Source organism: Nocardia asteroides, from assembly GCF_021183625.1.
Lineage (GTDB): Bacteria > Actinomycetota > Actinomycetes > Mycobacteriales > Mycobacteriaceae > Nocardia > Nocardia asteroides_A.
Map to the genome: position 1 here is coordinate 4,265,834 of NZ_CP089214.1, position 26,924 is coordinate 4,292,757.

General features: G+C 72.6%; 26 protein-coding genes and 1 riboswitch. Of the genes, 16 read left to right on the forward strand and 10 right to left on the reverse strand.

Features of this window, described 5'->3' with window-relative positions:
* Window positions 1-200: 200 nt before the first annotated feature.
* A riboswitch (SAM riboswitch) is annotated at window positions 201-314 on the forward strand.
* 44 nt (window positions 315-358) lie between these two features.
* Window positions 359-1,675 carry an aminotransferase class V-fold PLP-dependent enzyme gene (locus LTT61_RS20225; protein WP_233015643.1) on the forward strand — a complete coding sequence of 439 codons (1,317 nt, stop codon included), beginning with the start codon at window positions 359-361 and terminating at the stop codon, window positions 1,673-1,675.
* An 18-nt stretch (window positions 1,676-1,693) separates the two neighbouring features.
* On the opposite strand, the gene LTT61_RS20230 is transcribed toward LTT61_RS20225, so the two are convergent.
* From LTT61_RS20230 to LTT61_RS32980, 3 genes are all read right to left on the reverse strand, one after another.
* Entirely contained in the window at window positions 1,694-2,158 is a 465-nt protein-coding gene (locus LTT61_RS20230; protein ID WP_233021106.1) for a flavin reductase family protein, read from the reverse strand.
* Between the two features lie 70 nt (window positions 2,159-2,228).
* Complete coding sequence (locus LTT61_RS20235) at window positions 2,229-2,705, reverse strand: YbaK/EbsC family protein (protein WP_233015644.1); 477 nt, start codon at window positions 2,703-2,705, stop codon at window positions 2,229-2,231.
* An 84-nt stretch (window positions 2,706-2,789) separates the two neighbouring features.
* Complete coding sequence (locus LTT61_RS32980) at window positions 2,790-3,110, reverse strand: 2-oxo-4-hydroxy-4-carboxy-5-ureidoimidazoline decarboxylase (protein WP_233015645.1); 321 nt, start codon at window positions 3,108-3,110, stop codon at window positions 2,790-2,792.
* Window positions 3,111-3,230: 120 nt separating this feature from the next.
* On the opposite strand from LTT61_RS32980, the gene LTT61_RS20245 reads away from it, so the two are divergent.
* Complete coding sequence (locus LTT61_RS20245) at window positions 3,231-4,052, forward strand: crotonase/enoyl-CoA hydratase family protein (RefSeq protein WP_233015646.1); 822 nt, start codon at window positions 3,231-3,233, stop codon at window positions 4,050-4,052.
* Window positions 4,053-4,165: 113 nt separating this feature from the next.
* Entirely contained in the window at window positions 4,166-4,414 is a 249-nt protein-coding gene (locus LTT61_RS20250) for a hypothetical protein (RefSeq protein ID WP_233015647.1), read from the forward strand.
* 98 nt (window positions 4,415-4,512) lie between these two features.
* On the opposite strand, the gene LTT61_RS20255 is transcribed toward LTT61_RS20250, so the two are convergent.
* Window positions 4,513-5,004 carry an inorganic diphosphatase gene (locus LTT61_RS20255; RefSeq protein ID WP_233015648.1) on the reverse strand — a complete coding sequence of 164 codons (492 nt, stop codon included), beginning with the start codon at window positions 5,002-5,004 and terminating at the stop codon, window positions 4,513-4,515.
* Between the two features lie 145 nt (window positions 5,005-5,149).
* On the opposite strand from LTT61_RS20255, the gene LTT61_RS20260 reads away from it, so the two are divergent.
* The 4 genes from LTT61_RS20260 (at window position 5,150) to hpt (ending at window position 9,499) form a co-directional block, all read left to right on the forward strand.
* Window positions 5,150-6,622 (forward strand): D-alanyl-D-alanine carboxypeptidase/D-alanyl-D-alanine-endopeptidase, encoded by a 1,473-nt coding sequence (locus LTT61_RS20260; RefSeq protein WP_420094672.1) that lies wholly within the window; start codon window positions 5,150-5,152, stop codon window positions 6,620-6,622.
* A gap of 12 nt (window positions 6,623-6,634) precedes the next feature.
* Complete coding sequence (locus LTT61_RS20265; RefSeq protein WP_233015649.1) at window positions 6,635-7,732, forward strand: zinc-dependent metalloprotease; 1,098 nt, start codon at window positions 6,635-6,637, stop codon at window positions 7,730-7,732.
* A gap of 211 nt (window positions 7,733-7,943) precedes the next feature.
* Window positions 7,944-8,915, forward strand: a complete 972-nt coding sequence (gene tilS / locus LTT61_RS20270) for a tRNA lysidine(34) synthetase TilS (protein WP_233021108.1) — start codon at window positions 7,944-7,946, stop codon at window positions 8,913-8,915.
* Window positions 8,916-8,941: 26 nt separating this feature from the next.
* Complete coding sequence (gene hpt / locus LTT61_RS20275) at window positions 8,942-9,499, forward strand: hypoxanthine phosphoribosyltransferase (RefSeq protein WP_233015650.1); 558 nt, start codon at window positions 8,942-8,944, stop codon at window positions 9,497-9,499.
* 70 nt (window positions 9,500-9,569) lie between these two features.
* Here the strand turns inward: hpt and LTT61_RS20280 are convergent, their stop codons facing one another.
* The 4 genes from LTT61_RS20280 to LTT61_RS20295 form a co-directional block, all read right to left on the reverse strand.
* Window positions 9,570-12,017, reverse strand: a complete 2,448-nt coding sequence (locus LTT61_RS20280; RefSeq protein WP_233015651.1) for a serine/threonine-protein kinase — start codon at window positions 12,015-12,017, stop codon at window positions 9,570-9,572.
* A 157-nt stretch (window positions 12,018-12,174) separates the two neighbouring features.
* Entirely contained in the window at window positions 12,175-13,062 is an 888-nt protein-coding gene (locus tag LTT61_RS20285; protein WP_233015652.1) for a LysR family transcriptional regulator, read from the reverse strand.
* Between the two features lie 356 nt (window positions 13,063-13,418).
* Entirely contained in the window at window positions 13,419-14,246 is an 828-nt protein-coding gene (locus LTT61_RS20290) for an SDR family oxidoreductase (RefSeq protein WP_233015653.1), read from the reverse strand.
* Window positions 14,243-15,796, reverse strand: coding sequence for an aldehyde dehydrogenase family protein (locus LTT61_RS20295; RefSeq protein ID WP_233015654.1), 1,554 nt, complete (start codon window positions 15,794-15,796; stop codon window positions 14,243-14,245). Before LTT61_RS20295 ends, LTT61_RS20290 begins: the two co-directional genes overlap by 4 nt.
* Window positions 15,797-15,949: 153 nt before the next feature.
* Between LTT61_RS20295 and LTT61_RS20300 the strand changes: the two genes are divergently transcribed.
* On the forward strand, window positions 15,950-17,209 hold the full coding sequence (locus LTT61_RS20300) for a PucR family transcriptional regulator (RefSeq protein WP_233015655.1): 1,260 nt from the start codon (window positions 15,950-15,952) through the stop codon (window positions 17,207-17,209).
* 2 nt (window positions 17,210-17,211) lie between these two features.
* On the opposite strand, the gene LTT61_RS20305 is transcribed toward LTT61_RS20300, so the two are convergent.
* On the reverse strand, window positions 17,212-17,484 hold the full coding sequence (locus tag LTT61_RS20305) for a DUF2277 domain-containing protein (protein WP_233015656.1): 273 nt from the start codon (window positions 17,482-17,484) through the stop codon (window positions 17,212-17,214).
* Window positions 17,485-17,574: 90 nt separating this feature from the next.
* Between LTT61_RS20305 and LTT61_RS20310 the strand changes: the two genes are divergently transcribed.
* Window positions 17,575-18,420, forward strand: coding sequence for a DUF1266 domain-containing protein (locus LTT61_RS20310; RefSeq protein WP_233015657.1), 846 nt, complete (start codon window positions 17,575-17,577; stop codon window positions 18,418-18,420).
* Window positions 18,421-18,442: 22 nt separating this feature from the next.
* On the opposite strand, the gene LTT61_RS20315 is transcribed toward LTT61_RS20310, so the two are convergent.
* The gene (locus LTT61_RS20315; RefSeq protein ID WP_233015658.1) at window positions 18,443-19,297 is read right to left on the reverse strand and encodes a hypothetical protein; all 855 of its coding nucleotides are present in this window, start codon (window positions 19,295-19,297) and stop codon (window positions 18,443-18,445) included.
* 432 nt (window positions 19,298-19,729) lie between these two features.
* On the opposite strand from LTT61_RS20315, the gene ftsH reads away from it, so the two are divergent.
* The 7 genes from ftsH to LTT61_RS20350 all read left to right on the forward strand — a co-directional run bounded on the left by ftsH (window position 19,730) and on the right by LTT61_RS20350 (window position 26,788).
* Entirely contained in the window at window positions 19,730-22,153 is a 2,424-nt protein-coding gene (gene ftsH, locus LTT61_RS20320) for an ATP-dependent zinc metalloprotease FtsH (RefSeq protein ID WP_233015659.1), read from the forward strand.
* 71 nt (window positions 22,154-22,224) lie between these two features.
* Window positions 22,225-22,932 (forward strand): GTP cyclohydrolase I FolE, encoded by a 708-nt coding sequence (gene folE, locus LTT61_RS20325; RefSeq protein WP_420094673.1) that lies wholly within the window; start codon window positions 22,225-22,227, stop codon window positions 22,930-22,932.
* Window positions 22,933-22,939: 7 nt separating this feature from the next.
* Window positions 22,940-23,815, forward strand: a complete 876-nt coding sequence (gene folP, locus LTT61_RS20330) for a dihydropteroate synthase (protein ID WP_233015660.1) — start codon at window positions 22,940-22,942, stop codon at window positions 23,813-23,815.
* Between the two features lies 1 nt (window position 23,816).
* Window positions 23,817-24,191, forward strand: a complete 375-nt coding sequence (gene folB / locus LTT61_RS20335; protein ID WP_233015661.1) for a dihydroneopterin aldolase — start codon at window positions 23,817-23,819, stop codon at window positions 24,189-24,191.
* Window positions 24,188-24,709 carry a 2-amino-4-hydroxy-6-hydroxymethyldihydropteridine diphosphokinase gene (gene folK / locus LTT61_RS20340; RefSeq protein ID WP_233015662.1) on the forward strand — a complete coding sequence of 174 codons (522 nt, stop codon included), beginning with the start codon at window positions 24,188-24,190 and terminating at the stop codon, window positions 24,707-24,709. Before folB ends, folK begins: the two co-directional genes overlap by 4 nt.
* A 2-nt stretch (window positions 24,710-24,711) precedes the next feature.
* Complete coding sequence (locus LTT61_RS20345; protein ID WP_233021110.1) at window positions 24,712-25,182, forward strand: DUF3180 domain-containing protein; 471 nt, start codon at window positions 24,712-24,714, stop codon at window positions 25,180-25,182.
* A 70-nt stretch (window positions 25,183-25,252) separates the two neighbouring features.
* Window positions 25,253-26,788, forward strand: coding sequence for a DUF6779 domain-containing protein (locus LTT61_RS20350; protein WP_233015663.1), 1,536 nt, complete (start codon window positions 25,253-25,255; stop codon window positions 26,786-26,788).
* Window positions 26,789-26,924: the final 136 nt, after the last annotated feature.

A 26,924-nucleotide genomic window follows, 5' to 3' on the forward strand; every position in this document is an offset into this window, starting at 1 on the left:
AGCGGGCGAACCCGCTGGCGACCGGTTGTTCACGGTACTCGGCCGGACGGGCATTTGCGCTGGTCGAGCGGGTGCGTCGCTGTTCATCCGGCGTTCACCCGGCGACTCCTGCCTGGTGGGGTGCGCGCCGCGGGCGGGCTGTGATCTTCGCCGGAGCCGCCCTTGACAACCCGGGCGCGGCTTTGTCAGTCTCTTCGGCAGGTCATGAGTACCAGCGTTCAGCCCCGGCTTGCTGGTCGGCAACCCTCCTCCGCGGCGGGGTGCTCCGGGTGACGACCGGGCCGTCGTCCGACCGGACGCGGCAAGCGCGGACTCGGCACTTCTGATGTTGCGGGTCCCCGAACGTTGGGATGACGTGATGACCGCTGTTCTGGAACCGACCTGTGCCCCGCTCGCGGCGACCTCCGGTGACGACCTCGCCGTCCCGCTCGTGCAGGGCGGCACCGTCGGCTACGCGAACTTCGACTACGCCGCGAGCGCCCCCGCCATCGCCGCGGTGACCGACCGGGTCTCGGCGCTGCTGCCGTACTACGCCAGCGTGCACCGCGGCGCAGGCTACGCCTCCCGGGTCTCCACCGACTGCTACGAGAGCGCGCGCGGCACCGTCGGCGCCTTCTTCGACGCCGCCGACGACCAGGTCACGGTCTTCACCCGCGGGACAACCGACTCGCTGAACCTGCTGGCGGGCTGCGTGCAGGGCGACACCGTTGTGCTCGACATCGAGCACCACGCCAACCTCCTGCCCTGGCTCGCGGGCGGGCGCCGGGTGGTGACCGCGGCCGACACCGTCGCCGAGACGCTGCGCGGGCTCGTCGCCGAGCTGTGCCGCGAGCCCGCCGCGCTGCTCGCCGTCACCGGCGCCTCCAACGTCACCGGGGAGCTGCTCCCGCTGCGCGAGCTGGCCGAGATCGCGCACAGCTGCGGGGCGCGGCTGCTGGTGGACGCGGCGCAGCTGGCGCCGCACCGGCGGATCTCGCTGCGCGACACCGGGATCGACTACCTGGTGTGCTCGGGGCACAAGCTCTACGCGCCGTTCGGGGCCGGGGTGCTGGTCGGGCGGCGGGACTGGCTGGACACGGCCGAGCCGTACCTGGCCGGGGGCGGGGCCGTTCGCTCCGTCTCGGTGACCGGGACCGAGTGGGCTCCGGCGCCGCAGCGGCACGAGGGCGGGTCGCCGAACGTGCTCGGGGCTGCGGCGCTCGCCGCGGCGTGCGAGGCGCTCGCCGCGATTCCCGAGGAGCGGTTCGTCGCGCACGAGCGGGCGCTGACCGAGCGGCTGCGCGCCGGGCTGGCCGGGGTGCCCGGGGTCGCGCAGCCGCGGATCTTCACCGACAGCGGCGAGGGGGTGGGGATCGTGGCGTTCACGGTGGAGGGGTTCGCGCCGGGGCACGTCGCCGCGTACCTCTCCGCGGAGCACGGGATCGGGGTCCGCGACGGGCGTTTCTGCGCGCACCCGCTGCTCGAGCGGCTCGGCCTGCCCGCCGCGCTGCGGGCCAGCGTCGGGGTGGGGACGACCGTGGAGCACGTGGACCGGCTGATCTCGGCGCTGCACGCGCTGGTGCGCGGGGAGTCCGCGTGGTCCTACGCCGCCGAGGGCGGGGCATGGAGCCCGGTCCCGGAGACCCGTCCGCTCGGCGCCGATGCCCTCGGCACCGCGCCCTGCGCCGGATTCTGACCCCGGTACCGGGCGCGCTCAGCCCAGTTCGGTGGGCTGGTGGTAGCGGCCGTCGTAATAGAGGAGCGGCGCGGCGGGCGACGCGCCCCGCGTCTCGTCGTGGACGTGGGTGACGAGCCCGGCGACGAAGGTGTGGTCCCCGATGTCGAACCGCTGGTGCACCACCGCGCGCAACCGGAGCGGGGTCTCGTGCAGCACCGGCTCCCCGGACTCCAGCTCGGACCAGAGCGCCGGATCGGCGAACCGCTCCGCGGCGCTGCGCGAGAACCGCTGCGCCAGCTCCCGCTGATGCGCCCCGAGGAAGTGGATCACCACCGACTCGGCGGCGAGCAGCGCCGCCAGGCTGGACGAGGTGTGCGCGATATTGAACGACACCAGCGGCGGGTCGAGCGAGAGCGAGGCGAACGAGGTGGCGGTGAAGCCGACGGGGCCGTGCGCGGCCCGCAGCGTCACGATGGTGACGCCCGCCGGGTAGTGCCGCATGGAGGCGCGGTACTGCTCAGCGGTGATGCCGTCGGAACTGAGTGCACTCACAGCAACGAACGTACGCGGTTCAGCCCATGTCGACCGGCTGTCCGGCGGTGATCCGCACCAGCTCGGTGAACGAGGTGCGGAACAGCGTGCCCGGATGCCCGCCCGCCGCCCACAGCTGCGGGTGCGCGGCGAGCGCGGTGTCCACCCAGGTGGAGAGGTTCGCCGGGTGCCCGAGCGGGGCGACCCCGCCCGCGGGCTGCCCGGTGACCTCCCGCGTCAGCGCCTCGGGGGCCGGGGTGAGCGCGCCCTCCAGCCGCTCCGCGGTGCGCGCCAGGTGCACCCGGCGCGCACCGGCGACCAGGAGCAGCACCGGTTCGTCGTCCAGCAGGAAGACCTGGGCCTCGACGATGGCGCCCGGGTCGACGCCGAGTGCGCGCGCGGCGTCCTCGGCGGTATCGATGGGTTCGGGCCGGGTCAGGATCACGCCGTGATGCCCCCGCGAGATCAGGGTGTCGGAGACCCGGATCGCGCCCGGCGGCAGGCTCGACTTGCGCATGCGACCAGGGTAGGGCCGCAACCCCGCTCCGGGGTCGCGGTTCGGCTGCCGCGCAGTCTCGATGCGGCAGTTGACGATCCGCGCTCAGTACTCGGGGTAGCCGCACTCGGGGCCGAGCATCCGCTCGATCCGCGCCGAAACGATCTTGGCGAGCGTCGTCACCGTGTGATCGCCGCAGGCCTCGTGCAGGACGGAGTCGAAGGCGCGCTCCAGGTCGCCGGGGGAGAGCGCGAGCAGCTCCAGCTCGACGGCATTGTGCAGGTCGTCGTGGTCCCGGTAGGGCCGCCCCGCGCTGATCCGCGCCGCCCAGGTGACGCAGCAGCAGCACTCGAAGAGCGCGTGCACGGCGCGGCCGTTCGGCATGGCGTTGAAGCGGTCGAGCCCGATTCCCTGATGCATCAGCATGGCGACCTCCGAGGGGCGAGATGACCATCATCGGCTCCGCTTCACTGCCCGCACCAGCACCGGAGCCTGAAATTAGCACAAGCTTTACAAGCCGGGGCAGCACCTCGATACGCTGTACAAATGACTGATTGGCAGGCCTTCACGGTCGAGACGAAGGACCAGGTCGCCCAGGTGACGCTCACCGGGCCGGGCAAGGGCAACGCCATGGGCCCGGATTTCTGGCGGGAACTCCCGGAGATCTTCGACGGCCTCGCCGCCGACCCCGAGGTCCGCGCCATCGTGCTGACCGGCTCCGGCAAGCACTTCTCCTACGGGCTCGACCTGCCCGCGATGGCCGGTTCGTTCGGCCCGCTGCTGGCGGACCGGGCGCTGGCCGCGCCGCGCACCGCCTTCCTGAACGACATCCGCACCATGCAGGCATCGATCACGGCGGTGGCGAACTGCGTGAAGCCGGTGATCGCCGCGGTCTCCGGGTGGTGCATCGGCGGCGGGCTGGATCTGATCGCCGCCGCCGACATCCGCTACGCCAGCGCCGAGGCCAAGTTCAGCCTGCGCGAGGCCAAGGTGGCGATCGTGGCCGACGTCGGCTCGCTGCAGCGGCTGCCCGCGGTGATCTCCGAGGGGCACCTGCGCGAGCTCGCCTTCACCGGAAAGGACATCGACGCCGCCCGCGCGGAGCGGATCGGCCTGGTCAACGAGGTCTTCGACGACCAGGAGGCGGTGCTGGAGGCGGCGCACGCGCTGGCCAGCGAGATCGCGGCGAACCCGCCGCTGGTGGTGCAGGGCGTGAAGGACGTGCTGAACGAGCGGCTCACCGCCGAGGTGGCGGCGGGGCTGCGCTACGTCTCCGCGTGGAACGCCGCGTTCCTGCCGTCGGGCGATCTCACCGAGGCCATCCAGGCGGTCTTCGAGAAGCGGGAGCCGCGCTTCGAGGGTAGGTAGCGGCTCGCCCCAGGGGTGCGCTTCGCCACCCCTAGGGGTGGCTGTACCAGGGCTTTTCCGCTCGTAATGTTCCTGTCGACAGAGCAAGGCGAACCACCGACAGGAGCAACGAAATGCGTATCAAGTCCTTCGCCATGGCCGGTTTGCTGGCTGCCGCAGCCGTCGTCGGGGTGTCGACGGCTGCGACGGCCTCGGCCGCGCCGGAGTACCGCACGGTCGAGACCATCTGGGTCGGCACCTACTCCACCTACGCCGCCTGCTCCGCCGACGGCGAGTACGGCCCGGCGCACCCGGACTGGAAGTACTACGAGTGCGTCCTGAACTACGACGGCGAGTGGGATCTGTACTACTCCACCTGGTGACCCGGCCGGCCTCCCCTCCACCGGCCAGGCACCGCAACCGAAGAGCGGGAAGTCCGAATCCATCGGACTTCCCGCTCTTCGCGTGTGTGGGGCGGGGCTCAGTGCCCGCCGCTGTCCTGCAACCGCTGCAGCGAGGCTCGCACCTCGGCCTCGGCCTCGGCGCGGCCGACCCACTCCGAGCCCTTGACGAACTTGCCCGGCTCCAGGTCCTTGTACCGCTCGAAGAAGTGCTTGATCGCGGCCAGTTCGAACTCCGGCACGTCCTTCAGATCCTGGATGTGGTCCCAGCGCGGGTCGCCCGCGGGCACCGCGAGGACCTTGTCGTCGCCGCCGGCCTCGTCGGTCATCCGGTACATGGCGACCGGCCGCGCCTCGACGATCACGCCGGGGAAGACCGACTCGGGCAGCAGCACCAGCGCGTCCAGCGGGTCGCCGTCCTCACCGAGGGTGTTCTCGATGAAGCCGTAGTCGGCCGGGTACGCCATGGAGGTGTAGAGGTAGCGGTCCAGCTTGATCCGCCCGGACTCGTGATCCACCTCGTACTTGTTCCGGGAACCCTTGGGAATCTCGATGGTGACGTCGAACTCCACGCCATCTCCTTCATCGGTCGTGCGGAGTCTGCCGACTGCGCCAGGTTGTACTGAGGAACGATTGCGCAACGAGGATAGTGTGGGCGTCGAGCACTCGGGTGCGGGAGGCGGCCGCGCGGGCGGCCGGAGGAGGAGCGGCGGACACGTGACGGGTGGGAACAACAGGAACACCGGCGATCTGGCCGCGCGGCGCCGCCGCCGCACCCGGCTCTGGGTGGGGCTGGCGCTGGCGGTGCTGGTCTCGCTGGTCGCGTCGGTGGCGCTGATCGTGCAGCCGTGGACGCCGGAGTTCGAGCACGGCGGGCTGACCGTCGCGGCGCCGCCCGCCCCGGTCACGGTCGACCCGAAGGTCGATCCGGCGCCCTCGGACGCCGCGGCGCCGAGCCGCGGCGGCATCGAGGCGGCGCTGACCGGCGTGATCGCCAACCCGGATCTCGGCGCCTTCGCCGGGCAGGTCACCGACGCCGACAGCGGCGCGGTGCTGTGGAGCGGCGGCGCGGACACCCCGATGATCCCGTCCTCCACGCTCAAGATGCTGACCACCGCCGCCGCGCTGCTCGCGCTGCCCGCCGACAGCAGGGTGACCACGCGGGTGGTGGCCGGAGCCACGCCGAACGAGGCGGTGCTGGTGGCCGCGGGCGACCCGACCATCACCGCCCGCCCGGACGGCAAGGGCTACTACCCGGGCGCAGCCAAACTCGCCGACCTGGCGGCCGGGCTGCGCGGCCGCGGTATCGACAGCATCGTGGTCGACACCTCCGCCTACACCGGCCCGACCATGGCGAAGGGCTGGGACCCGGCCGACATCCCCGGCGGCTCGATCGCACCGCTGGAGCCGGTGCTGATCGACGGCGGGCGGCTCGACCCGCTGGTCGAGTACGCGCCGCGCAGCACAACCCCCGCGCTGGACGCGGGCAGGCAGCTGGCCGCCCAGCTCGGTATCGACCCGGCGAAGGTCGAGCTCGGTACCGCCGCGCCGGGCGCGGCCGAGCTGGCGAGCGTGCGCTCGGCGCCGCTGCGCGACCGGCTCAGGCAGCTCATGGTGTGGTCGGACAATGTGCTGGCCGAGACGGTCGGCCGCGAGGTGGCCGCTGCGCGCGGGCTGCCGCAGAGCTTCGACGGCGCCGCGACCGCGGTGCGCACCGTGCTCACCGAGGCCGGGTTCGACCTCACCGGGGTGAGCCTGCACGACACCAGCGGGCTCTCGGTGGACGACCGGGTGCCCGCCCGCGCGCTCGCCGCCGTGCTCACCGCCGCCGCCGAGCCGACCGGAGCCGATCCGACCGGAGCCGTCGCCGGGAAACCGGCCGGGACCAGCGCGAAGCCGGAGGGCGGCGCGTTGGCCGCGAAGCTGGCGCCGCTGCTCGACACGCTCCCGGTCGCCGGGGCCACCGGGTCGCTGGCGAGCCGGTACACCGGCGGCGACCCGGTCGGCGCGGGGTGGATCCGGGCCAAGACCGGAACTCTCTCGGTCGCCAGCGCGTTGGTCGGGTACGTGCTCGATCGCGATGGGCGCGTGCTGACGTTCGCGCTGATGTCGAACGACCGGCCACCGGAGGTGAGCCGGCCCGCACTCGACGCCATCGCGGGCACGCTGCGCAACTGTGGCTGCTCCTGACGGGTGGGTGAGATGAGCGAAGGATCCAACGGGGCCGACGTGGGCCTGGTCGAGGCCGAACCGCGGCGTTCCCCGCTGACCGGGGCCGTGGACTGGCGGCTCGCCGCCCGCACCGGCGGCGCGCTGGTGCCCGCGGGGCCGCGCACCTCCCGCTACTCGGCCGAGCAGGTGGTGAGCGAGCTGGCCGAGGCGTCGCGGCGGGCCGAGGGGCCGGTGCGCGAGGTCAGCCTGCTGCTCGACGACCGGCCGGTGCCGTCCGCCCGGATCGTGGACCGGCCGGGCTGGATCGAGGCCGCCGCGGCCTCCATGGCCCAGCTCACCGACGGGCCGGAGGGCGGCGTCGCGGGCAGCCGGTTCGCGGGCAAGCCTGCCGGGGTGCAGGCCGGCGCCATGCTCGCGCTGCTCTCCACCGCGATCCTGGGCCAGTACGACCCGTTCACCGGCGAGGACGGCACGCTGCTGCTCGTCGCGCCGAACATCATGGCGGTGGAGCGCGCGCTGCGGGTCTCGCCGAGCGACTTCCGGCTCTGGGTCTGCCTGCACGAGGTGACGCACCGGGTGCAGTTCTCCTCGGCGCCGTGGCTGGCCGAGTACATGCGGAGCACCGTGGCGACGCTCGGCGCATCCGCCGACGAGCCGCCGAGCGAGCTGATCGGCAGGCTCGTCACCGAGGTGCGGCGCAGGCGCGGCGGCACCGGCGCGGACGATCCGAGCAACCAGGGCGTGATCGGGCTGCTTCGTGCCACCCAGGCGCCCGAGCAGCGCGCCGCGCTGGACAAGCTGCTCGTCCTCGGCACGCTGCTCGAGGGCCACGCCGACCACGTCATGGACGCGGTCGGCCCCGCCGTCGTCCCGAGCGTGGAGCAGATCCGCGCCGCCTTCGACAAGCGCCGCAAGCGCGCGGTGAACCCGGTGCAGCGGGTGCTGCGCGCGCTGCTCGGCGTCGACGCCAAGCTCGCGCAGTACGTGCGCGGCAAGAAGTTCGTCGACGAGGTGGTGCGCACCGTCGGCACCGCCCGCTTCAACGTCGTCTGGACCGACGAGACCACGCTGCCGCTGCCCGACGAGATCGACGAACCGGGGCGCTGGATCGCCCGTGTGCTCGGATAGGGGGGGTTTTTCCGGGCCTCCGGCCCGGACCCCGGCCGACCCGGTCGGCGGCGGTGCGCCCGGCTCGGGCAGCGGACTGCGATCCGAACCCGGGGGTGGCGGCACGCCGGACCTGAGCCGCGTCGCGCCCGCGCCCCTGCTACCTCCGCGGATTCGGACCGCGCGCGGGCCCCGCCCCGCCCCGCCCCTGCTGCCGGAGACCGGCGCCGCACTGGTCGTGCGGCGGGCGGTTCGCAATTGGCTGGGAGCGTACGCGGCGCCGAACACCGAAGTAGCCGTCGCGCTTTCCGGGGGCGCCGATTCGCTGGCGCTGACCGCGGCCGCCGTCGCCGAGGCCGGTGCGGTGCACGCGCTCGTGGTCGACCACCGGTTGCAGGCGGGCTCGGGGCGGATCGCGGAAGTCGCGGCCGAGGCGGCGCTGGAACTCGGGTGCGCGTCGGCCACGGTGCTTCCGGTCGAGGTCACCGGCCCCGGCGGGATGGAAGCCGCGGCGCGGGCCGCGCGCTATGCCGCGCTGGACGGGGCCCGTGCCGGGCAGCAGGTCCTGCTCGGGCACACCATGGACGACCAGGCCGAGACCGTCCTGCTCGGCCTGGCCCGCGGCTCCGGCCCGCGCTCGGTGCGCGGCATGGCCCCGCACACCCCGCCCTGGGGCCGTCCGCTGCTCGCGGTCCGCCGCGCCGACACCGTCGGCCTCTGCGCCGACCTCGGGCTGCGGCCGCACGTCGACCCGCACAACTCCGCCCCGGAGTTCACCCGCGTCCGGCTGCGGCACGAGGTGCTCCCGCTCCTGGAGGACGTCCTCGGCGGCGGGGTCGCGGAGGCGCTCGCCCGCACCGCCGCGCAGCTCCGCGAGGACACCGCCGTCCTCGACGACCTCGCCGCGGAGTTGCTGAGCACCGCCCGCACCGCGGGCACCGGCCCGCACCCCGACCTCGCTCTGCCCCCGCTCGGCACCGCCCCCGCCGCGCTCCGGCGCAGGGCGATCAGGTCCTGGTTGCTCGAGGCGGGCGCCCGCCCCCCGGGCGACACCACCCTGCGCGCGGTGGACGCGCTGATCGTGCGCTGGCGCGGCCAGGGCGCGGTCGCGGTCGGCGGCGGTACCCCGGCCCGCCGGTTGGTGGTCGAAAGGGAACATGGCAGGCTGACCCTGCGGCTCCGCGGCCGGGCGGACGGTGCGTGATCGACCACGGAAGGACACCAACGGACGTGTACGGGGACGACATCGCCTCGGTGCTCATCACCGAAGAGGAAATCGCCACGAAGACCAAGGAGCTGGCCGAGCGGATCGCCGAGCGGTTCCCAGCCGGCGCCCCGGAGGGCGATCTGCTGCTGGTCGGCGTGCTGAAGGGTGCGATCTTCTTCATGACCGACCTGGCGAAGGCGCTGCCGATCCCGACCCAGATGGAGTTCATGGCCGTCTCCTCCTACGGCTCCTCCACCTCGTCCTCCGGCGTCGTCCGCATCCTCAAGGACCTGGACCGGGACATCGCGGGCCGGAACGTGCTGATCGTCGAGGACATCATCGACTCCGGCCTCACGCTCTCCTGGCTCAAGCGCAACCTCTCCACCCGCAACCCCGCCACGCTCGAGGTGGTCACGCTGCTGCGCAAGCCGGACGCGCTGCGCACCAAGGTCGATGTGGCCATGGTCGGCTTCGACATCCCCAACGACTTCGTCGTCGGCTACGGCCTCGACTACGCCGAGCGCTACCGCGACCTGCCCTACATCGGCCTGCTCGACTCGAAGGTGTACGGCGGCAACTAGTCCGGCACCACGGCGGAGCCGCCGATCCGGCGCCACGGCGGAGCCGTCAGTCCGGCACGACGCGGAGCCGTCAGTCCGGCTCTGTGGGCGCGACAACTCGCTCCAGCGCCTTCAGATCCGCCTCCAGCGCGCGGAACAGCACGTAGGAGCCGATGAAGGCGATGATGCCGCCGACGCAGAGCCCCCGCACCGCCACGATCACCGACGGAATGTCCTGCGGCGGAAGGAAGGTCACCCCGGCGACGGCGAGCAGCGGCACCGAGGCGGCCACCGCGAGGTAGCGGGTGCTGCGCCTGGCCAGCCCGCGCAGCCGCACCGCGTCGCTCTCGTCCACCGCGCCGTGCCGGAGGAAGATCGGGTAGATGCAGCGCACCAGGTAGAAGTTGGCGAGGAAGAACGGGTACGAGACGGCGATCGCGCCGCACACCACCAGCGACGCCAGGAAGTGCACCACCGCGCCGCCGTCGATGTCGCCGGTGGCCAGCCACAGCGTGAACGGGAACGCGATGCCCGCGATCACCCACATGGCGAACGGGATCACCACCGCGCGGTCGCCGAAGGCGAGCGTCTGGTCCCTGGCCCGGCGCAGCGTCGGCACGTCGTACCTGCGGCCGCGCCGGAGCCCGGGCGGCACCGAGACCATGGTGCGCGACAGGTACACCAGCAGCAGGAAGCCGAGCGGGAAGAAGACCCCGTTCACCGTCCCGGTGGCGGCGGTGAAGGTGCGCTGCGACTCCTCGGTCAGCCGCTCCACGATCAGGTTCTGGTTGTGGTGGATGTTGTAGAGCGAGGCGAGCATGTTCGGCACGCCGACCGCGATGGTCAGGATCGGGACCAGCCAGGCCCGCAGCCGGACCCGCCAGCTGTCCGGCGGCGGGTCGACCAGCTCGCGCGCCCTCGGGTCGAGGCACAGCTCGAACTGCTTGGCCAGGTTGGTCCCGCTGGACCAGCGCCGATCCCGGTCCGGGTCGAGGCAGGTGCGCAGGATCCGGAGCAGCGCGGTCGGGGTGCCCGGCGGCACCCGGTCCAGCACGCTGGTGTCCAGGCCGCGGGTGCGGCGCTCCAGCATGGCCTCGAAGGTGGTGTCGTCACCCCGGCCGTCCGCCTCGGCGGTGCTGTCGTCGAAGGGCTTCGCGCCGGTGAGCAGCTCCCAGAGCACCACGCCGAGCGAGTAGATGTCGCTGCGGGTGTCCAGGTCGGCGGCGGTGCGGTCCATGCCGGGGTGGCACGCCTCCAGCTGCTCCGGCGACATGTAGGCCAGCGAGCCGCCGAAGTACGCCACCGGGCTGGTGCCTTCGACATTGCGGCTGAAGCTGATGTTGAAGTCGGCGAGCTTGGGCACGGCCTCGGCGGTGAGCAGCACATTGGCCGGCTTGATATCGCGGTGCAGCACGCCGTGCTCGGCCGCGTAGTGGAGCGCCTCGGCCAGCCGCCTGCCCAGCCACGCCACCGTCTCCGGCCAGCTCAGCGCGGCGATCTCGGCCCGGACGCTTGAGTCGGTCGGCCGGATCTCGCCCTTCTCCTCCATGGCCGCGTCCACCGCGTCGAGCAGCAGCCGCCCGGTGCGCTCGGACTCCGCGGTGGCGCGCACCCAGCGCAGCACCCCGAGCAGCGTGCCGCCGGGCAGGAACTGCATGTAGAGCAGGCGCAGCCGGCGCGCAGCCAGATCGCCGGGCCGGGTGTCGAGCAGCTTCTGGTCGAAGATCCGGACGATGTAGTCGTGGTCCAGCTGGGCCAGGGTCTGCGGCTCGGTGCCGTGGTCGGCGGAGATCTTCACCGCGACGAGCCGCTGCAGCGAGCGCTGGCGGGCGAGGAAGACCCGCGCGAACGCCCCGCTGCCGAGCCCGGTGAGCAGGTCGAAGTCGTCGATGCTCCGCCCGACCTCGATCCGGTCGAGGATGTCGAGCCGGCCCGCGTCGGAGACGCCGGTCGACGGCGTGCTCGGCAGGGCGGTCGCGGTTCCGGTCAGATCACCTCGGGGCACCGGGGTACCACGGCGCAGCACCGTCTCCTGGTTCACCGCGTAGGTGGCGTCCGGGTCGGGCGGGTCGGGCGGCTCGGCCCGGTGGGTGCTCTGGTCCGGGTCGTCGGCGTTGAGCAGCGCGCGCAGCGCGCCCGCCTGCGCGGGGTGCTCGCTCAGGCACTGGCCGGGATCGAGCCGCTCGCCGCTGTGCCTGCGGATCACGAATTCCTCGTAGATCAGCTCGGCGGGTAGCGCGGCCGGGTCGAGCTCGTCGAACTCGCCGCAGTAGTCGCGCAGGTGCTTGCGGGTGTGCTCGGCCGCGCTGCGCCCGACCCAGCGCTCCCAGAGGTCGACCCGGATGAGCTCGACCAGCGCCTCCCGGCGCAGGGTGGTGGCGTCGGGCAGGTACTCGGCGAGCACCGGCGGGCCCGCGGCGTCGAGCACCGCCGAATCCCAGGCCGCGGCGAAGGCGGCGACCCTGGTGTCGGTGTGGGCACCGCCCCTGCCGCTCGGGTCGGCTCCCGGCGCGGGGCTCGGCTGCGAATCGGCGCTCATGCTCTCGACGGCCTTCTGTTCCGGTGGCGCTTCCCGCTGGACGGCCACGGCTGGGTGGGCCTTGCCCGGCGGAACCCGCGCGCCCATCGGGCGGGCACAGGGCAGGAACCGAGCCAGGGAAAATCCTATCGCGTCCGCGCCCCGTGGACCCGGCGGATCAGCCCGCCAGCGCCGCCGGGCGTCCGGCGAAGCCGCCGTCGGTGGCCCGCGCGGCGAACTCCAGGATGGTCGGGCGGGAGTCGTCGGCCCGCCAGGCCACCGCGAGCTCGCACGGGGGGAGCCCGGCGACCGGCCGCGCCGCCAGCCCCGGCCAGCGGTACATCGGCACGTTGTTCTCGGCGAGCAGGCAGATCCCGAGCCCGAGGCTCACCGCCTCCAGCCGATCCTCCGGAGTGGTCGCCTCGGCGCCGATCCTGGCCTGGCGGCCGTGCCTGGCGTCGTTGCCGACCCAGAAGTCGCGCACCGCGCCCGCCTCGGCGGGCAGCGCGACGAAGATCTCGTCGGCGATGTCGGTGAACTCGATCCGGTCCTGGTCGGCCAGCGGGTGCGTCTCCGGCAGCAGCACCCAGCGCGGCTCGCTGCGCAGCACCTGCCAGCGGTACCGGTTCGGGTCCGGGAGCGGGAGCCAGACCAGGGCGAGATCGGCCTGTCTGCCCGCGAGCCCGCTCGAGCCGTCGGTCCAGGAGGCGGCGTGCAGCGCGAGCCGGTGCCCGCTGGCCGATTCCAGCTCGTTGAGCAGGCCGCGGCCGAGCGCGGATTGGATGCCGACCCGCAGCACCTCGCCCGCCTCCTGCAGCGAGGAGTTGGTGTTCTCCCAGAGTTCGAGGATCTTGCGGGCGCCGTCGAGCAGCTCCTTGCCCGCGACGGTGAGCGCGACGCTGCGCTGATTGCGATCGAAGAGCACCACGTCGAGCTGACGTTCCAGCTGACGGATCTGACGCGACAGGGTGGGCTGTGCGATGTGCAGCCGCTGAGCGGCGTTCGTGAAATGCAATTCCTCAGCGACGGCGACGAAATACCGCAGATCGCGCAAGTGCGGGTCCATAGCTACTTGCTATCAGAATTCGTGGCTGATTTCCAGCCTAATCAAGCCTCGAAGTTCGGACCGGCCCTGAAAAACAGACGTCAGGTTTGTTAGGGACATCATATGGCGTATACGGGTCGCCTGCACGCCGGGCCGGGCGAATTGGTGGCATTCGGTCTTCCGTCCAACTCGGCGCCCTACTGTGCGGTATTGACCAGGTGGGATGTGAAAATCTGCAAAGTCGCACGGGGCTATCGGCGACCGTCGCGCGAACCCGGCGACCGTCCAGTGAAGCCCGGCGATGCGCCAGTGGACCGGAAGTGGCCCAGCCCTCTGTGATATATATCACACAGGGCTGGGCCTGGACAGGAGCGGCTTCAGACCGTGCGGGCGCGGTCCTCGTACGCCTTGCGCTGGTCGCTGTCGACGTCCTCCAGGAAGGTGTGCGAGGCGCCGAGCGAGCGGGCGATGGCGTCGCCGACGGACTCCGGCAGGAAATTGACAACCCGGGAGATCGCTCCGGCGACCTTCGTCACCCGCACCTTCGACCTCGGCTTGGCGATCAGTGCGGCGATGGCCGCGGCGATCTCCTCCGGCTCGGCGGGCGGCATCACCTTCGGCGTGCTGACCCCGGAGCCGAGCTCGGTCTTGGTCAGCGTCGGCAGCACCGAGGAGAAGTGCAGCCCGGTGCCGCGGTACTCCTCGCGCAGGGTGTCGGTGAAGCCGAGCACCGCGTGCTTGCTGGCGTTGTAGGTGGCGAGCCCGGGGATGTGCGATTCACCCGCCAGCGAGGCGATGTTGATGACGTGGCCGCTGCCGCGCGGCAGCATCCTGACCGCGGCCAGCTTGGAGCCGAGGATCACGCCGTAGACGTTGATGTCAAGGATGCGCCGGGTGAGCGCGTCCGGCTCATCCACGAGCCTGCCGGTCGGCATGATCCCGGCATTGTTGATCAGCACGTCGATCGGGCCGAGCTCGCGCTCCACCTCGTCCAGGAACCGGGTGAACGACTCCGCGTCGGTCACGTCGAGCCTGCCGTAGACCTCGAAGTCGTGGTCGGTGCCGGACTGCTTGACCGTGGTCTCGTCGATATCGCCGATCGCGATCTTCGCACCCTGCTCGCGCAGCGCACGGGCGGTGGCGAGGCCGATGCCACGCGCCCCGCCGGTGATCACGACGACCTTGCCGCGGACGGCAGTGCTCACTTGTCTCCTCCTCGGATCTTGCGGATGGTGGCGGGGTCGAGCCTGCGCTTGCCGCGGGCGCCCGCCGCGCGCATGGCGCCGAGCGCGACCATGAGTTTCGGCATCTGGTACGGGAACCAGGTCAGTTCCTTCTGCGCGGTCGGCAGCAGCGGGGTGGTGATCGCCTTCTGCCTGCAGTACTTCCGCACGCCCGCCGCACCGCCCCAGCGAGCGCCGATCCCGGACTGCTTCCAGCCGCCCATCGGCAGCGCGAAGTTGAACAGGTTGGCGAAGACGTCGTTGATGTTCACCGCGCCCGCGTTCAGCTGCCGGGCGACCCGCTCGCCGCGGGCCTTGTCCGCGGTCCAGACCGAGGCGGAGAGGCCGTACTGGGAGTCGTTCGCCAGCCGGATCGCCTCGGCCTCGTCGGCCACCCTGACCACCGGGAGCGTCGGGCCGAAGGTCTCCTCGCGGATGCAGGACATGGAGTGGTCGACGTCGAGCAGCACCGTCGGCTGGAAGAGCGTGCCCTGGCCGGTGCGCTGCCCGCCGGTGGCCACCCGCGCGCCGGCCGCGACGGCCTCCTCGATGTGCCGCTGCACGATGGCGACCTGGGCCTCGTTGGCCAGCCCGCCGACATCGTGCTTCGACTCGCGGCCGTCCAGCCCCTGCCGCAGGTTCGCGACCGCGTCGGTGAGCTTGGCGACGAACTCGTCGTACACCGGCGCCTCGACGTAGACCCGCTCGACCGAGATGCAGACCTGCCCGGAGTTGAACATGCCGCCGAAGGCGACGCCGTGCGCGGCCCGGTCCAGGTCGGCATCGGCGAGCACGATCGCCGGGTCCTTGCCGCCCAGCTCCAGGCTGTACGGCACCAGCCGCTCGACGCAGGCCGCTGCGATCTTCTTGCCGGTCGCGGTGGAGCCGGTGAACTGGATGTAGTCGGCGTTCGCCACGACCGCGGCCCCGGTCGCGCCGCCGCCGGTGACCACGGCGAAGACCGGAGGGGCGCCGATCTCGGCCCAGCCGCGGGCCAGCTCCAGCGCGGAGAGCGGGGTGACCTCGGAGGGCTTGAGCAGCACGGCGGCGCCCGCGGCCAGCGCCGGGATGACATCCAGCGCGGGCATGGCCAGCGGGAAGTTCCACGGGGTGATCACGCCGACCACCGGGTACGGCGAGTACACCGTGGTCAGCCGCTTGACCCTGGCCAGCGGGCTGTGCGGGGACGGGTGGTCGTCGGCGAGGAACTTGCCGGCCCGGCGCGCGTAGAAGCCGATCAGGTCGACGGCGAAGGCCGGGTCGATGAGGGCGTCGGCGCGCGGCTTGCTGGTCTCCGACTGCAGCACGTCGGCCAGCTGCTCGGTGTTGTCGATGATCCAGTCCTGCAGCTTCATCAGCCATTCCTTGCGCCCGTCGGCGCCGATGGCCTCCCACTCGGGCTGGAAGAGCCGCAGCTCCCTGACGGCCGCCGCCACCTCGTCGGCGGAGCGGTCGGGCACGGCGCCGACCAGGTCGCCGGTGCCCGGATTGCGGACCTCGATCGCCGGTGTCTCGGCCTCGGTATTGGTCACGGCTGTTCTCCCACTTCGTCGTGTACTGCGGAAACCGCTGTGAATCAGCTCACTGACCTATGAGGGTGACACAATCGGAGGTGACATTCTTGGCCCGATCCGTCAACGGAGCGGCGCCGGTTTGTGTCAGCGGCACAAAAGAGGGAGCGGCGGATGTCTTCGAGCACGCGCGACGAGATCATCAGGGACTGGCTGGCCGAGTACGCCTTCGAGACCATGCGCACGCAGACCCTGGACCAGGTGGTCGAGCGGCTGGACGCGGTGATCGTGGAACGGGTGCCCGAGCTGCGCGACCACGACATCCGGCGCGACCTCACCGCGAGCACGCGGGCGCACGCCCGGCTCCTGCTCGGCGGGCTGACCAGCGACAGCTTCGACATCCCGCTGCCGGAGGAGGTGCACGCGCTGGCCAGGACCATCGCGCAGCGCGGCTACGACCTGCGGCTGCTGCTGCGCACCTACCACGTCGGGCTGGAGGCGGTGCTCGACTACCTGCGCGAGTTGTTCGACGAGCGGCGGGCGCCGCCGGAGATCGAGCGCACGGTGCTGGTCCGGACCTTCGAGCGCGCCACCCGCTGGGTGAACACCTCGGTCGAGCTGCTCACCGAGACCTACCTGGCCGAGCGCGAGCAGGTGCTGCGCGCGGCGCTGAACCGCAGGGCCGAGACGGTGCGCGCGCTGCTCGCCGGCGACGACGTCGACCCGGAGCAGGCAGCCGTTCGGCTCGGCTACCGGCTGAACCAGCAGCACCTCGCCTTCGTGCTGTGGAGCGACGAGCCCTTCGGCGGCGAGGGCGACGTGATCGGCGGGCTGGAGCGGGTCGCGCACCGGATCGCCACCGCGCTCGGCACCAACCGGCTGCTCACCGTCGCCTCCGGGGCCAGCGGGATGTGGGCGTGGGCCGGGCTGGACGACGGGCAGGCCGCCCGGCTGGCCGGGCCGGAGGAGCCGCTGCTGCTCGCGGGCGCGGAGCTCGAGCCGCCGGTGCGGGTCGCGTTCGGGGTGCCCGCCCCGGCCGCCGCCGGGTTCCGGCGCGGGCATCGGGAGGCGGTCTCCGCCAGGCAGGTGGCCGAGCGCTCGGGGGCTCCGGTCACGGGGTACCGGGCGGTGGAGATCGCCTACCTGGCCGGGGTGGACCGGGCGGCCATGCGCGGGCTGGTCCGGCGCGAGCTGCGGGCGCTGGCCGGGCGGGACGCCGCGACCGCCCGGCTGCGCGAGACGCTGCACGCCTACCTGCGCAACCAGCGCAGCCCGGAGGCGACCGCGCGGCAACTCGGGGTGCACAAGAACACCGTGCGCTACCGGATCCAGCGGGTCGAGGAGCTGCTCGGGTACTCGGTGCAGGAGCGCGGGCTGGCGCTCGAGGTCGCGCTCACCTGCGTCGCCGCCTACGGCCCCGGCGCGCTGGACTGAGGCTATTCGGCGCTGTTCTCGGCGGTCTCCCGCGCGGCGATCCGGCGCAGCGGCGGGTCGGTGCTCGGCGGCACCCGCCGGTCCGGCAGCTCGTCGAGCAGCTGGGTGGTCGCCGCGGCGATGGCCGCGACCGCGCGGTCGACCGCTGGTTTGGTGGTGCTGCTCAGGCCGGAGACACCACCGACCTTGCGCACGTACTGCAGTGCGGCAGCATAGATCTCCTGCTCGGTCGCGGCTGGTTCCAGGCCACGCAGGACGGTGATGTTTCTACACATGGATGCACGATAGCCCCCTGGCACGCCCGGGGTCGGGCCAAGAAGCGCAACTGAACCAGCGACCTGTAGGGGAGCACCTAGACTCCGAGTATGCCTTCCCGCGGTAAAGCGACGTTGACACCCTTTCCGTACGAGGAGCTGGACAATCGCGAAGAGGACCACTGGTCCGGGGCGCAATTGGACGACGACCGGTTGCGGGCGCTCGCGCTCGGTGCCTTCTACTCGGCGCGCTGGGACGCCTTCCACGACGGGCTGGTGCTCGGCCCGGAGCGCGAGCACCCGCTCGGCGACCGCCGCGAGCTCGCCATCGACACCCTCACCGGCGCCTGGGGCATCACCGACGGCACCGAGGCGCAGGCATCGATGGAGCAGCTGCTGAAGGGCATGCACGCCCCGCTCTACGCGCTGGTGCACCCGCTGGTCACCGCGGCGCTGACCGCGGGGGAGCGGGACCGCTTCGGCGAGCGCGCCGACCGGCACCGCGCCTTCCTCCGGCAGGTGGCTGCCTTCCGCGGCATGGAGAACCCGGAGGCGCTGGTCCGCGACTACGACATCTGGTGTCAGGCGATCAAGATCGGCTTCACCTCGCACCTGGCCCGGCCGGTCGCCACCTGCATCCACGCCTGGGACCTGGCCAGGGTGACGGCGGTGGCCAGGATGGCCTACACCGCCGGCTACCTGGAGGCCGACGTCGCCTGGAGCTACATGGCCCGCGCGCTGCCGCTGGCCCAGCGCAAGTACCGCAACTGGCGCCAGTTCGGCGACGCCTACCTGGCCGGCTGGACCTACTGGCAGGCCTGCGAGGACCTCGCCGTGCTCAAGGACGGCGGCGTCGACCGCAGGATGGAGCTGCTCCGGCTCTGGACCCGCCCGACCAGCCCGTGGCGCCGGATCGAGCTGCACCCGCGCCCGGAGGCGAAGGAGATCCCCGCCTAGCGGCTCAGCAGCGACCCAGCGGTCAGCAGCGGTCCGGCAGCGAGCGCAGGATGCCGCGGCCGAACCGCTGGAACTGGCTCTCGTCCACCATGCCGAGCGAGTGCCGCTCGACCAGCAGCTCCCACTCCGCGTAGAGCGTGGAGACGCCGGGGTCCGGTGGCGCGATGGCGCCGTGCGCCGCCTCCAGCCGGACCGCGAAGTTCACCGCGCGCGCCATCCGCTCCAGGTCGGCCCGCTCGCCCGCGACGAACTCGAGCGTCAGGAAGCCGTCGTGCACCGAGAGCACGGTGCGCAGGTCGCTGTCCCGGTCGGCGCCGGTGCGCGCCCAGAGCACGGCGGGGACCGGCAGTTCGTGCGCGACCCGCAGGTCGAGCGCGATGAAGAGCAGCCTGGTCGTGGTCGCCGCGATCAGCCCCTGGCCCGCATCCGGCACCCGCGCGGAGACCACCGCGGTCTCCAGCAGGTACTCCTCCGGCGTGACGTAGCGCTGCAGCGCCGCGATCGCCTGGCTCGCGCCGCGCCGCGGCGTCATCCGCTGGGTGGCCGTGTCGACGTCCGCCCGCGCCGGGCCGGTGCGGCCCCAGGTGGGGGCGGGCGGCTCCAGGTCCGGCTGCTCGATCTCGACCCGGCGCGCGGCCAGGATCTGGGTGTTCAGCTGGGCGACGATCTCGGTGGCCGCGGGTACGTCGTGCTCGGCGATCAGCACCGGCAGCGGGGTGCGGTCCGCGGGCACGCCGACCAGCAGCGGCGCCGGGTCGCGCAGGTAGATCTCGATCACGACGGCGTCGTCGGCGCGCCGGTTCAACCTGGCCTTGAGCAGGTCGGAGATCGGGACGTCGAGCACCGCCTCGCCCTCGGTCCCCGGTCGCAATACCACCAGCCGGCCGCGTCCGTGCCGCAGGATCGCGGTGGGCGTCCGTAACTCGACTATGTCCATACCCCCTGCGCTCGTTCGATTCGATCGCGCGCCCGGGGTACTTCGCTGGCCACGCGATTCGCCGCTCCGGCCGGAGGGCGGTGAGGCTCTGTCGTCGCTCACCATAGGCCGGACATGCCATGATTGTTGCCACTTGCAATAAGCCGGACGGGGCTCCTCGGGAACCAACGCGGTTCCCCGGCCGTTGACCACATCGACTGCACCAGCAGCCGAACTGTGCATGTATGCGAGTAGACCGTACGCGGTAACGTGGCATGTCCGCATCCGCACCCACCCGCAGCGGTGGGCAGGAGCGGGGTGGCGCGCGCGAGCCCGCATCGCTAGGCACAACCGGAGACACCCGGAAAGGACTGGCCGCCCGGCCTACGCTCTATGAACCGCAAGACAGTGTTCCGCACCCTGGCCATAGTCTCGGGCATTCTGCTGGTCATCTACGCGTTCAGCTACTTCGGCAACGACACCCGCGGCTGGAAGAGCGTCGACACCTCGGTGGCGCTGAGCCAGCTGGCGGACAAGCCGAATGTCAAGAACGTGCAGATCGATGACCGGGAGCAGCAGCTCCGCATCGAGCTGAACAACGGCAACGACGCGACCGGCGGCGAATCCAGGATCCTCACCAAGTTCCCCGGCGGCAGCGAGACCTCCGCGCAGATCTTCGACGCGGTGCGGCAGTCCGGCGCCCCCTACAACACGGTGGTCAAGCAGGAGAGCTGGTTCACCCAGATCCTGCTGTTCGTGCTGCCGATGGTGATCCTGCTCGGCCTCTTCATCTTCGTCATGGCGCGCATGCAGGGCGGCGGCCGCGGCGGGATGATGGGCTTCGGCAAGTCCAAGGCCAAGCAGCTGAGCAAGGACATGCCGAAGACCACCTTCGCCGACGTCGCCGGCGCCGACGAGGCGGTCGAGGAGCTCTACGAGATCAAGGACTTCCTGCAGAACCCGGTGCGCTACCAGGCGCTCGGCGCGAAGATCCCGAAGGGCGTTCTGCTCTACGGCCCGCCCGGCACCGGCAAGACGCTGCTGGCGCGCGCGGTCGCGGGCGAGGCGGGGGTGCCGTTCTTCACCATCTCCGGGTCGGACTTCGTCGAGATGTTCGTCGGCGTCGGCGCCTCCCGGGTGCGCGACCTGTTCGAGCAGGCCAAGCAGAACAGCCCCTGCATCATCTTCGTGGACGAGATCGACGCGGTCGGCCGCCAGCGCGGCGCCGGGCTCGGCGGCGGCCACGACGAGCGCGAACAGACCCTGAACCAGCTGCTGGTCGAGATGGACGGCTTCGGCGACCGCACCGGCATCATCCTGATCGCGGCCACCAACCGGCCGGACATCCTCGACCCCGCGCTGCTCCGCCCCGGCCGCTTCGACCGGCAGATCCCGGTCGGCAACCCCGACCTGGCCGGCCGCCGCTCGATCCTGCGGGTGCACTCGCAGGGCAAGCCGATCGCGGCCGAGGCCGACCTGGACGGGCTGGCCAAGCGCACCGTCGGCATGTCCGGCGCCGATCTCGCCAACGTCATCAACGAGGCCGCGCTGCTCACCGCGCGCGAGAACGGCTCGGTGATCACCGGCGAGGCGCTGGAGGAGTCGGTGGACCGGGTGATCGGCGGCCCGCGCCGGAAGAGCCGGATCATCAGCGAGCACGAGAAGAAGATCACCGCCTACCACGAGGGCGGGCACACGCTCGCCGCCTGGGCGATGCCGGACATCGAGCCGGTCTACAAGGTCACCATCCTGGCCCGCGGCCGCACCGGCGGCCACGCCATGACCGTGCCCGAGGACGACAAGGGGCTGATGACCCGCTCCGAGATGATCGCCAGGCTGGTCATGGCGATGGGCGGCCGCGCGGCCGAGGAGCTGGTGTTCCACGAGCCGACCACCGGCGCCTCCTCCGACATCGACCAGGCCACCAAGATCGCCAGGGCGATGGTCACCGAGTACGGCATGAGCGCCCGGCTCGGCGCCGTCCGGTACGGCCAGGAGCAGGGCGACCCGTTCCTCGGCCGCTCGATGGGCGTGCAGTCGGACTACTCGCACGAGGTCGCGGGCGCCATCGACGAGGAGGTGCGCAACCTGATCGAGGCCGCGCACACCGAGGCGTGGTCGATCCTGAACGAGTACCGCGACGTCCTCGACATCCTGGCCACCGCGCTGCTGGAGCGGGAGACGCTGCACCGCAAGGACCTGGAGCAGATCTTCACCGAGGTGGAGAAGCGGCCGCGGATCACCGCGTTCAACGATTTCGGCGAGCGCGTCCCCTCGGACAAGCCCCCGGTCAAGACCCCGGGCGAGCTGGCCGCCGAGCGCGGCGAGAAGTGGCCGCCGGAGCCGATCGGCGCGTTGCCCGCACGGCCGCCGAACGGTGCGCACGCGGGCGCCAACGGCGGCCCCGCGGTGTCGAACGGTGCCGCGGCCGGCTATCAGGGCAGGCCGCAGGGGTACCAGGGCGGTCGCCCGCCCGCGCAGCCGCAGGGTCAGGGGTACGGCAGGCCAGGCGCCGGAGCCACCGGAACGCACGGGTCGCGCCCGGACTACGGCGCCCCCGCGGGCTGGTCCGCGCCCGGCTGGCCGCCGCGCGAGGACGACCCGAGGCAGAGCAACCCGTACGGCCCCGGCGAGCAGCGCCCCGGCGCCAGGCCCTGGAGCCGGGAGGATCAGGGCCGCGGCTATCAGGGTGATTCCGGTTATGGCGGGGAGCAGCCCGGGTACGACCAGGGCTACCCCGGTGAACAGGGCCGCTACCCCGGTGACGAGGGCCGCGGCGACACCCCGGACTGGGACGGACCGAACGGTCGTCGCTGATCGGTGGCTACTAGGCTCGGCACGGGGGTGTTCGGGTCTTTTGCCCGCACCGAGATAGGGAGGTGTCCGTGATGTCGGCCAACGAGAAGTCGGCCAGCCACAACGGCGGCGCCGGTGACAGTTCGAACGGCAGCGCCGTCGACCTGAAGAACGAGGACGGCGTGCGGATCGACGCACCCGCCGACGACGCGGTCGCGCTGGAGACCGGAAGGACGTTCGATCAGCCACGCGCCGAGGCCGCGGTGCGTGAGCTGCTGATCGCCGTCGGCGAGGATCCCGGGCGACCCGGGTTGCTGGACACGCCCGCCCGGGTGGCCCGGGCCTACCGCGAGGTCTTCGCCGGGCTCTACGACGATCCGGACGCCGTGCTGAACACGACGTTCGACGAGGGGCACCAGGAGATGGTGCTGGTCAGGGACATCCCGCTGTACTCGACCTGTGAGCACCACCTGGTGGCGTTCCACGGCGTCGCGCACGTCGGCTACATCCCCGGCCCGCACGGCCGGGTCACCGGGCTCTCCAAGCTGGCCAGGCTGGTCGACCTCTACGCGAAGCGCCCGCAGGTGCAGGAGCGGCTGACCAGTCAGATCGCCGACGCCCTCATGCGCAAACTCGACCCGCGCGGCGCCATCGTCGTGATCGAGGCCGAGCACCTGTGCATGGCCATGCGCGGCATCCGCAAGCCGGGCGCGAGCACCACCACCTCGGCGTTGCGCGGGATGCTGCAGTCCAACCCCGCCTCCCGCTCCGAGGCCCTGGACCTCATCCTGCGGAAGTGAGCGCACGGTGACCGGGCTCGCCGGTATCGGCTCCCGCACGGGCCGCTCCTGCCTGGTGCTCGGCATCGTCAACGTCACCAGCGATTCGTTCTCCGACGGCGGCCGCTACCTCGACCCGGAGCACGCCGTCGCGCACGGCGTCGCGCTGTACGAAGCGGGGGCCGACCTGGTCGACGTCGGCGGCGAGTCCACCCGGCCGGGTGCGATCCGGGTCGATCCGGCGACCGAGGCCGCGCGGGTGGTCCCGGTGATCGGCGGGCTGGTCGCGGCCGGCGTCCCGGTCAGCGTCGACACCATGCGGGCGAGCGTCGCGGAGGCGGCGCTCGCCGCCGGGGCCACCGTGGTCAACGACGTTTCCGGGGGCCGCGCCGACCCGGAGATGGTCCGGGTCGTCGCGGCCGCGGAGGTGCCGTGGATCCTCATGCACTGGCGGGGCAGCACCGGTTTCCGGCACACCGGCCCGGCCGACCACTACGACGACGTGGTCGCCGAGGTGCTGGCCGAGCTGACCGGCCAGGTCGAGCTCGCGCTCGCGGCCGGCGTGCGCGCGGACCGGATCGTGCTCGACCCCGGGCTCGGCTTCGCCAAGAACGCCGAGCACAACTGGGCGCTGCTCGCCGCGCTCCCGCGGCTGGTCGGGCAGGGCCTCCCGGTGCTGATCGGCGCCTCGCGCAAACGTTTCCTCGGCACGCTGCTCGGCTCCGAGGCCGGGCCGCGGCCGCCGGACGGCAGGGAATCGGCCACCGCCACCATCTCCGCGCTGGCCGCGCAGCACGGCGCCTGGGGCGTCCGGGTGCACGATGTGCGCGGCTCGGCCGATGCCATCGCCGTCGTCGACGCCTGGCGGCGCGCCGCCATGCCCCTCACCCCTGGAGTTCGCTGACGTGGACCGAGCCGACCTTTCCCGCATCGAGCTGCGCGGCCTCACCGCCTTCGGCAGGCACGGTGTCTTCGAGCACGAGCGCAGGGACGGCCAGGACTTCGTCGTCGACCTGACGCTCTGGGTCGACTTCACCGCGGCCGCCGCCGGCGATGACCTGGCCGCCACCGTCGACTACGGCGCGCTGGCCGGGCGCGCGGTTGAGATCCTGCGGGGCGAGCCGCGCAACCTGATCGAGACGGTGGTCACCGAGATCGCCGACGATGTCATGACCGACCCGCGGGTGCACGCCGTCGAGGTGGTGCTGCACAAGCCGTCGGCGCCGATCCCGCACACCTTCGCCGACGTCAGGGTGGTCACCAGCAGGGAGCGCGGATGAGCCGCGTGGTGCTGTCGATCGGCTCCAACCTCGGCGACCGGCTCGACCGGCTGCGCGGGGTGGTGGCCGGGCTCGGGCCGCGGGTCACCGCGGTCTCCCCGGTGTACCGGACCGCGCCGTGGGGCGGGGTCGAGCAGCAGGACTTCCTGAACGCCGTGCTGCTCGCCGACGACCCGGCCTACGCGCCCGCCGACTGGCTGCGCCACGGCGCCGCGCTGGAGGACGCCGCGGGCCGGGTGCGCGAGGTCCACTGGGGTCCGCGCACGCTCGACGTCGACGTGGTGTGGTGCGGCACCGCCGCCGGGCCGGTGCACAGCGCCGATCCCTGGCTCACGCTGCCGCACCCGCGGGCGCACCGCCGCGCCTTCGTCCTCGTGCCCTGGCTCGACGTCGAACCGGAGGCGGAGCTGACCGCCGACGGGGTGACCAGGCCGGTGCGCGACTGGCTGGCCGCGCTCGACCCGGCCGAGCGGGACGGCGTACACCGCACCGGCGACGACCTCGGGGCGGCGCGGTGAAGCTGAAACCGGCCAGGGTTTTCGACCTGGCGGTCACCGTGCTGACCGCCGCCATCGCCACCTGGATCATCACCAGGGTGGCCTACGGGCGATTTCCGCCGATCTCGGTGTTCGCGGGGGCGTCGCTGTATCCGGTCGCCGCGATCGAGGTCGCGCTGGCCTTCGTGATCAGGCAGCGGGTGCAGGACGACCGGATCGGGGCGGGGCCGCGCAGGCTGCATCCGATCACCGCGGCGCGGGCGGTGGCGCTGGCCAAGGCGTCGATTCAGGTCGGGGCGCTGGTTTCCGGGATCTGGCTCGGGTTCCTGCTGTGGGTCTTCCCGCGCAGCGGGACACTTGACGCCGCCGCGGCCGACGCCCCGAGCGCGGTGGTGGGGCTCACCGCCGGGCTCTGCCTGCTGGCCGCTGCGCTGTGGCTCGAGTATTGCTGCCGGGCGCCCGATGACCCGACCGACGATGCGGCTACTACTTAGCAAACGTTTTGAATGGAAATAATTAGCGCGGCGGTGTTCGGCGCAGGTCAACCCGGCTACCCTTGCGGACATGGTTTCACCCTCCCGTAGCAGCGCTTCCCGTCGACGGCGGGATGATGCGGGAAAGTTCTTCGTCGGCGTCCTGATCCTGCTGGGGCTGATTGCCAGCATTTTCCTGGTCTTCAGCAACAGCCTGCAGTACGTCCGGGTCGGGCTGGTCGCCGCGCTCTGGGCCGCGGCCATCGGCGCGCTCGCTGCCACGCGTTATCGCCGAGAATCGTCGGCCGACCGGGCCAAGGTTCACGACCTGCAGACCGTCTACGAACTCCAGCTCGAGCGCGAGGTCTCGGCCCGGCGCGAGTACGAACTCGGCGTCGAATCGCGGGTCCGCCACGAGGTCGGCGCGGACGCAGCCGAGCTGGCCGCGCTGCGCGGCGAACTGGCCGTGCTACGCACCAATCTGCAGCGGCTCTTCGACGGCGATCTGCCGGGGCAACGCCCCGCGCTGCACGCCGACGCCACCCGGGTGCACGAACTTCCCGGTCGGTCCGCGGCCGCGGCGAACGGTAGCTCGTCGAATGCCGAATGGCCGACCCCGGTCTTCGAGCCGGGGCACCCGGCCCCGCCGAGCTTCGCCACCCCCTACGACGAGCCGGTCACCGCCGAGACGGCCACCGTGCCCGAGGAGGACCCGGACCGCGCCCCCGGCTGGTCCGGCGCCTTCACCGAGGCCCCCGCCGACCTGCCGCACGGCTCGACCGTCTGGTCCCCGCCCGCGCAGGGCGCGGAGCAGCCCAAGTGGCCGTGGGAGGTCAAGCAGCCGGACGAGGGCGCCGACGACGTGCCCGGCCGCCGCGCCCCCGGTCCGGACGACGACGCGGACACCGGCCCGCAGCGCGCGGTGCCGCCGCGGTTGAGCAAGCCCGCGGGCGCGGCGGCGTCCGGAGGCAGTGCGGCGGGCGCGCGGCCGTCGGCGAGCAAGCCGGGCTCTCCGTCCCCCGCGGGCAGGACGGGGTCTCCGTCCCCCGCGAGCAGGCCGGGCTTCTCGGCCGCTGCGGGCAGGACGGGGTCTCCGGCGTCGACGGGCAAGGCTGCGGGTTCGTGGCCGACGGCGGACAAGGCGCCGAGCTCGCGTGCCACCGGGGACAGGTCGGCGGACTCGCGTGCCACCGCGGACAGGTCGGCGGGTTCGCGGGCGAACGCGGGCGACCCGGTCGGCGCGCAGGCCTCCGCGGGCAACCCGGACCGGGAGCAGGCGCCCGCTGGGCCGCGGCTCACCTCGGCCCCCGACCCGCTCTCCGGCGCCAACACCGGCCCGGTGGTGAACCCGGCCCGCGCCTCGGTCGGCACCCCGACCTCGGCGGTCTCCGGCTCACCCGCCGCCCCCGATGCCCCGGCCCCCGCCACCTACGGCCTGCCGAGCACCCCGCCCGCCGACCCGGCCGACCCCGCCGCGACGCCCGGCCGGGCCGCCGGCGGCGCGATCGGCACCCCGAGCGCGCGCCGCAGGCGCAGGGCCGACACCGAGGAGGACCCGTCCACCCGGCGGCTCTCGGTCGCCGAGATCATGGCCAACCTGCAGTCGGAGCAGAAGCGCGGCAGCTGACCGGGGCTGCGGCGCAGATCACCCCCGCACCCCGTGGCGTCCGCTCGGCGTCGCTCTATATCCTCGTGTCGTACCGTCCGGTACCCGCCAAGCGGGACTGGAACGACATCGAGAGGACAGTGTTGACCTCGAGAAG

Excerpts from the sequence above, each read along its gene's own strand:
- LTT61_RS20285 (WP_233015652.1), bottom strand. The coding sequence starts at position 13,062 with ATGGACCCGCACTTGCGCGATCTGCGGTATTTCGTCGCCGTCGCTGAG.
- ftsH (WP_233015659.1), top strand. The coding sequence starts at position 19,730 with ATGAACCGCAAGACAGTGTTCCGCACCCTGGCCATAGTCTCGGGCATT.
- LTT61_RS32980 (WP_233015645.1), bottom strand. The coding sequence starts at position 3,110 with ATGCTGATGCATCAGGGAATCGGGCTCGACCGCTTCAACGCCATGCCG.
- folK (WP_233015662.1), top strand. The coding sequence starts at position 24,188 with ATGAGCCGCGTGGTGCTGTCGATCGGCTCCAACCTCGGCGACCGGCTC.
- LTT61_RS20250 (WP_233015647.1), top strand. The coding sequence starts at position 4,166 with ATGCGTATCAAGTCCTTCGCCATGGCCGGTTTGCTGGCTGCCGCAGCC.
- LTT61_RS20305 (WP_233015656.1), bottom strand. The coding sequence starts at position 17,484 with ATGTGTAGAAACATCACCGTCCTGCGTGGCCTGGAACCAGCCGCGACC.
- LTT61_RS20245 (WP_233015646.1), top strand. The coding sequence starts at position 3,231 with ATGACTGATTGGCAGGCCTTCACGGTCGAGACGAAGGACCAGGTCGCC.
- LTT61_RS20230 (WP_233021106.1), bottom strand. The coding sequence starts at position 2,158 with ATGCGGCACTACCCGGCGGGCGTCACCATCGTGACGCTGCGGGCCGCG.
- LTT61_RS20265 (WP_233015649.1), top strand. The coding sequence starts at position 6,635 with ATGAGCGAAGGATCCAACGGGGCCGACGTGGGCCTGGTCGAGGCCGAA.
- LTT61_RS20235 (WP_233015644.1), bottom strand. The coding sequence starts at position 2,705 with ATGCGCAAGTCGAGCCTGCCGCCGGGCGCGATCCGGGTCTCCGACACC.
- LTT61_RS20310 (WP_233015657.1), top strand. The coding sequence starts at position 17,575 with ATGCCTTCCCGCGGTAAAGCGACGTTGACACCCTTTCCGTACGAGGAG.
- LTT61_RS20350 (WP_233015663.1), top strand. The coding sequence starts at position 25,253 with ATGGTTTCACCCTCCCGTAGCAGCGCTTCCCGTCGACGGCGGGATGAT.
- LTT61_RS20225 (WP_233015643.1), top strand. The coding sequence starts at position 359 with ATGACCGCTGTTCTGGAACCGACCTGTGCCCCGCTCGCGGCGACCTCC.
- folE (WP_420094673.1), top strand. The coding sequence starts at position 22,225 with ATGTCGGCCAACGAGAAGTCGGCCAGCCACAACGGCGGCGCCGGTGAC.
- LTT61_RS20280 (WP_233015651.1), bottom strand. The coding sequence starts at position 12,017 with ATGAGCGCCGATTCGCAGCCGAGCCCCGCGCCGGGAGCCGACCCGAGC.
- LTT61_RS20300 (WP_233015655.1), top strand. The coding sequence starts at position 15,950 with ATGTCTTCGAGCACGCGCGACGAGATCATCAGGGACTGGCTGGCCGAG.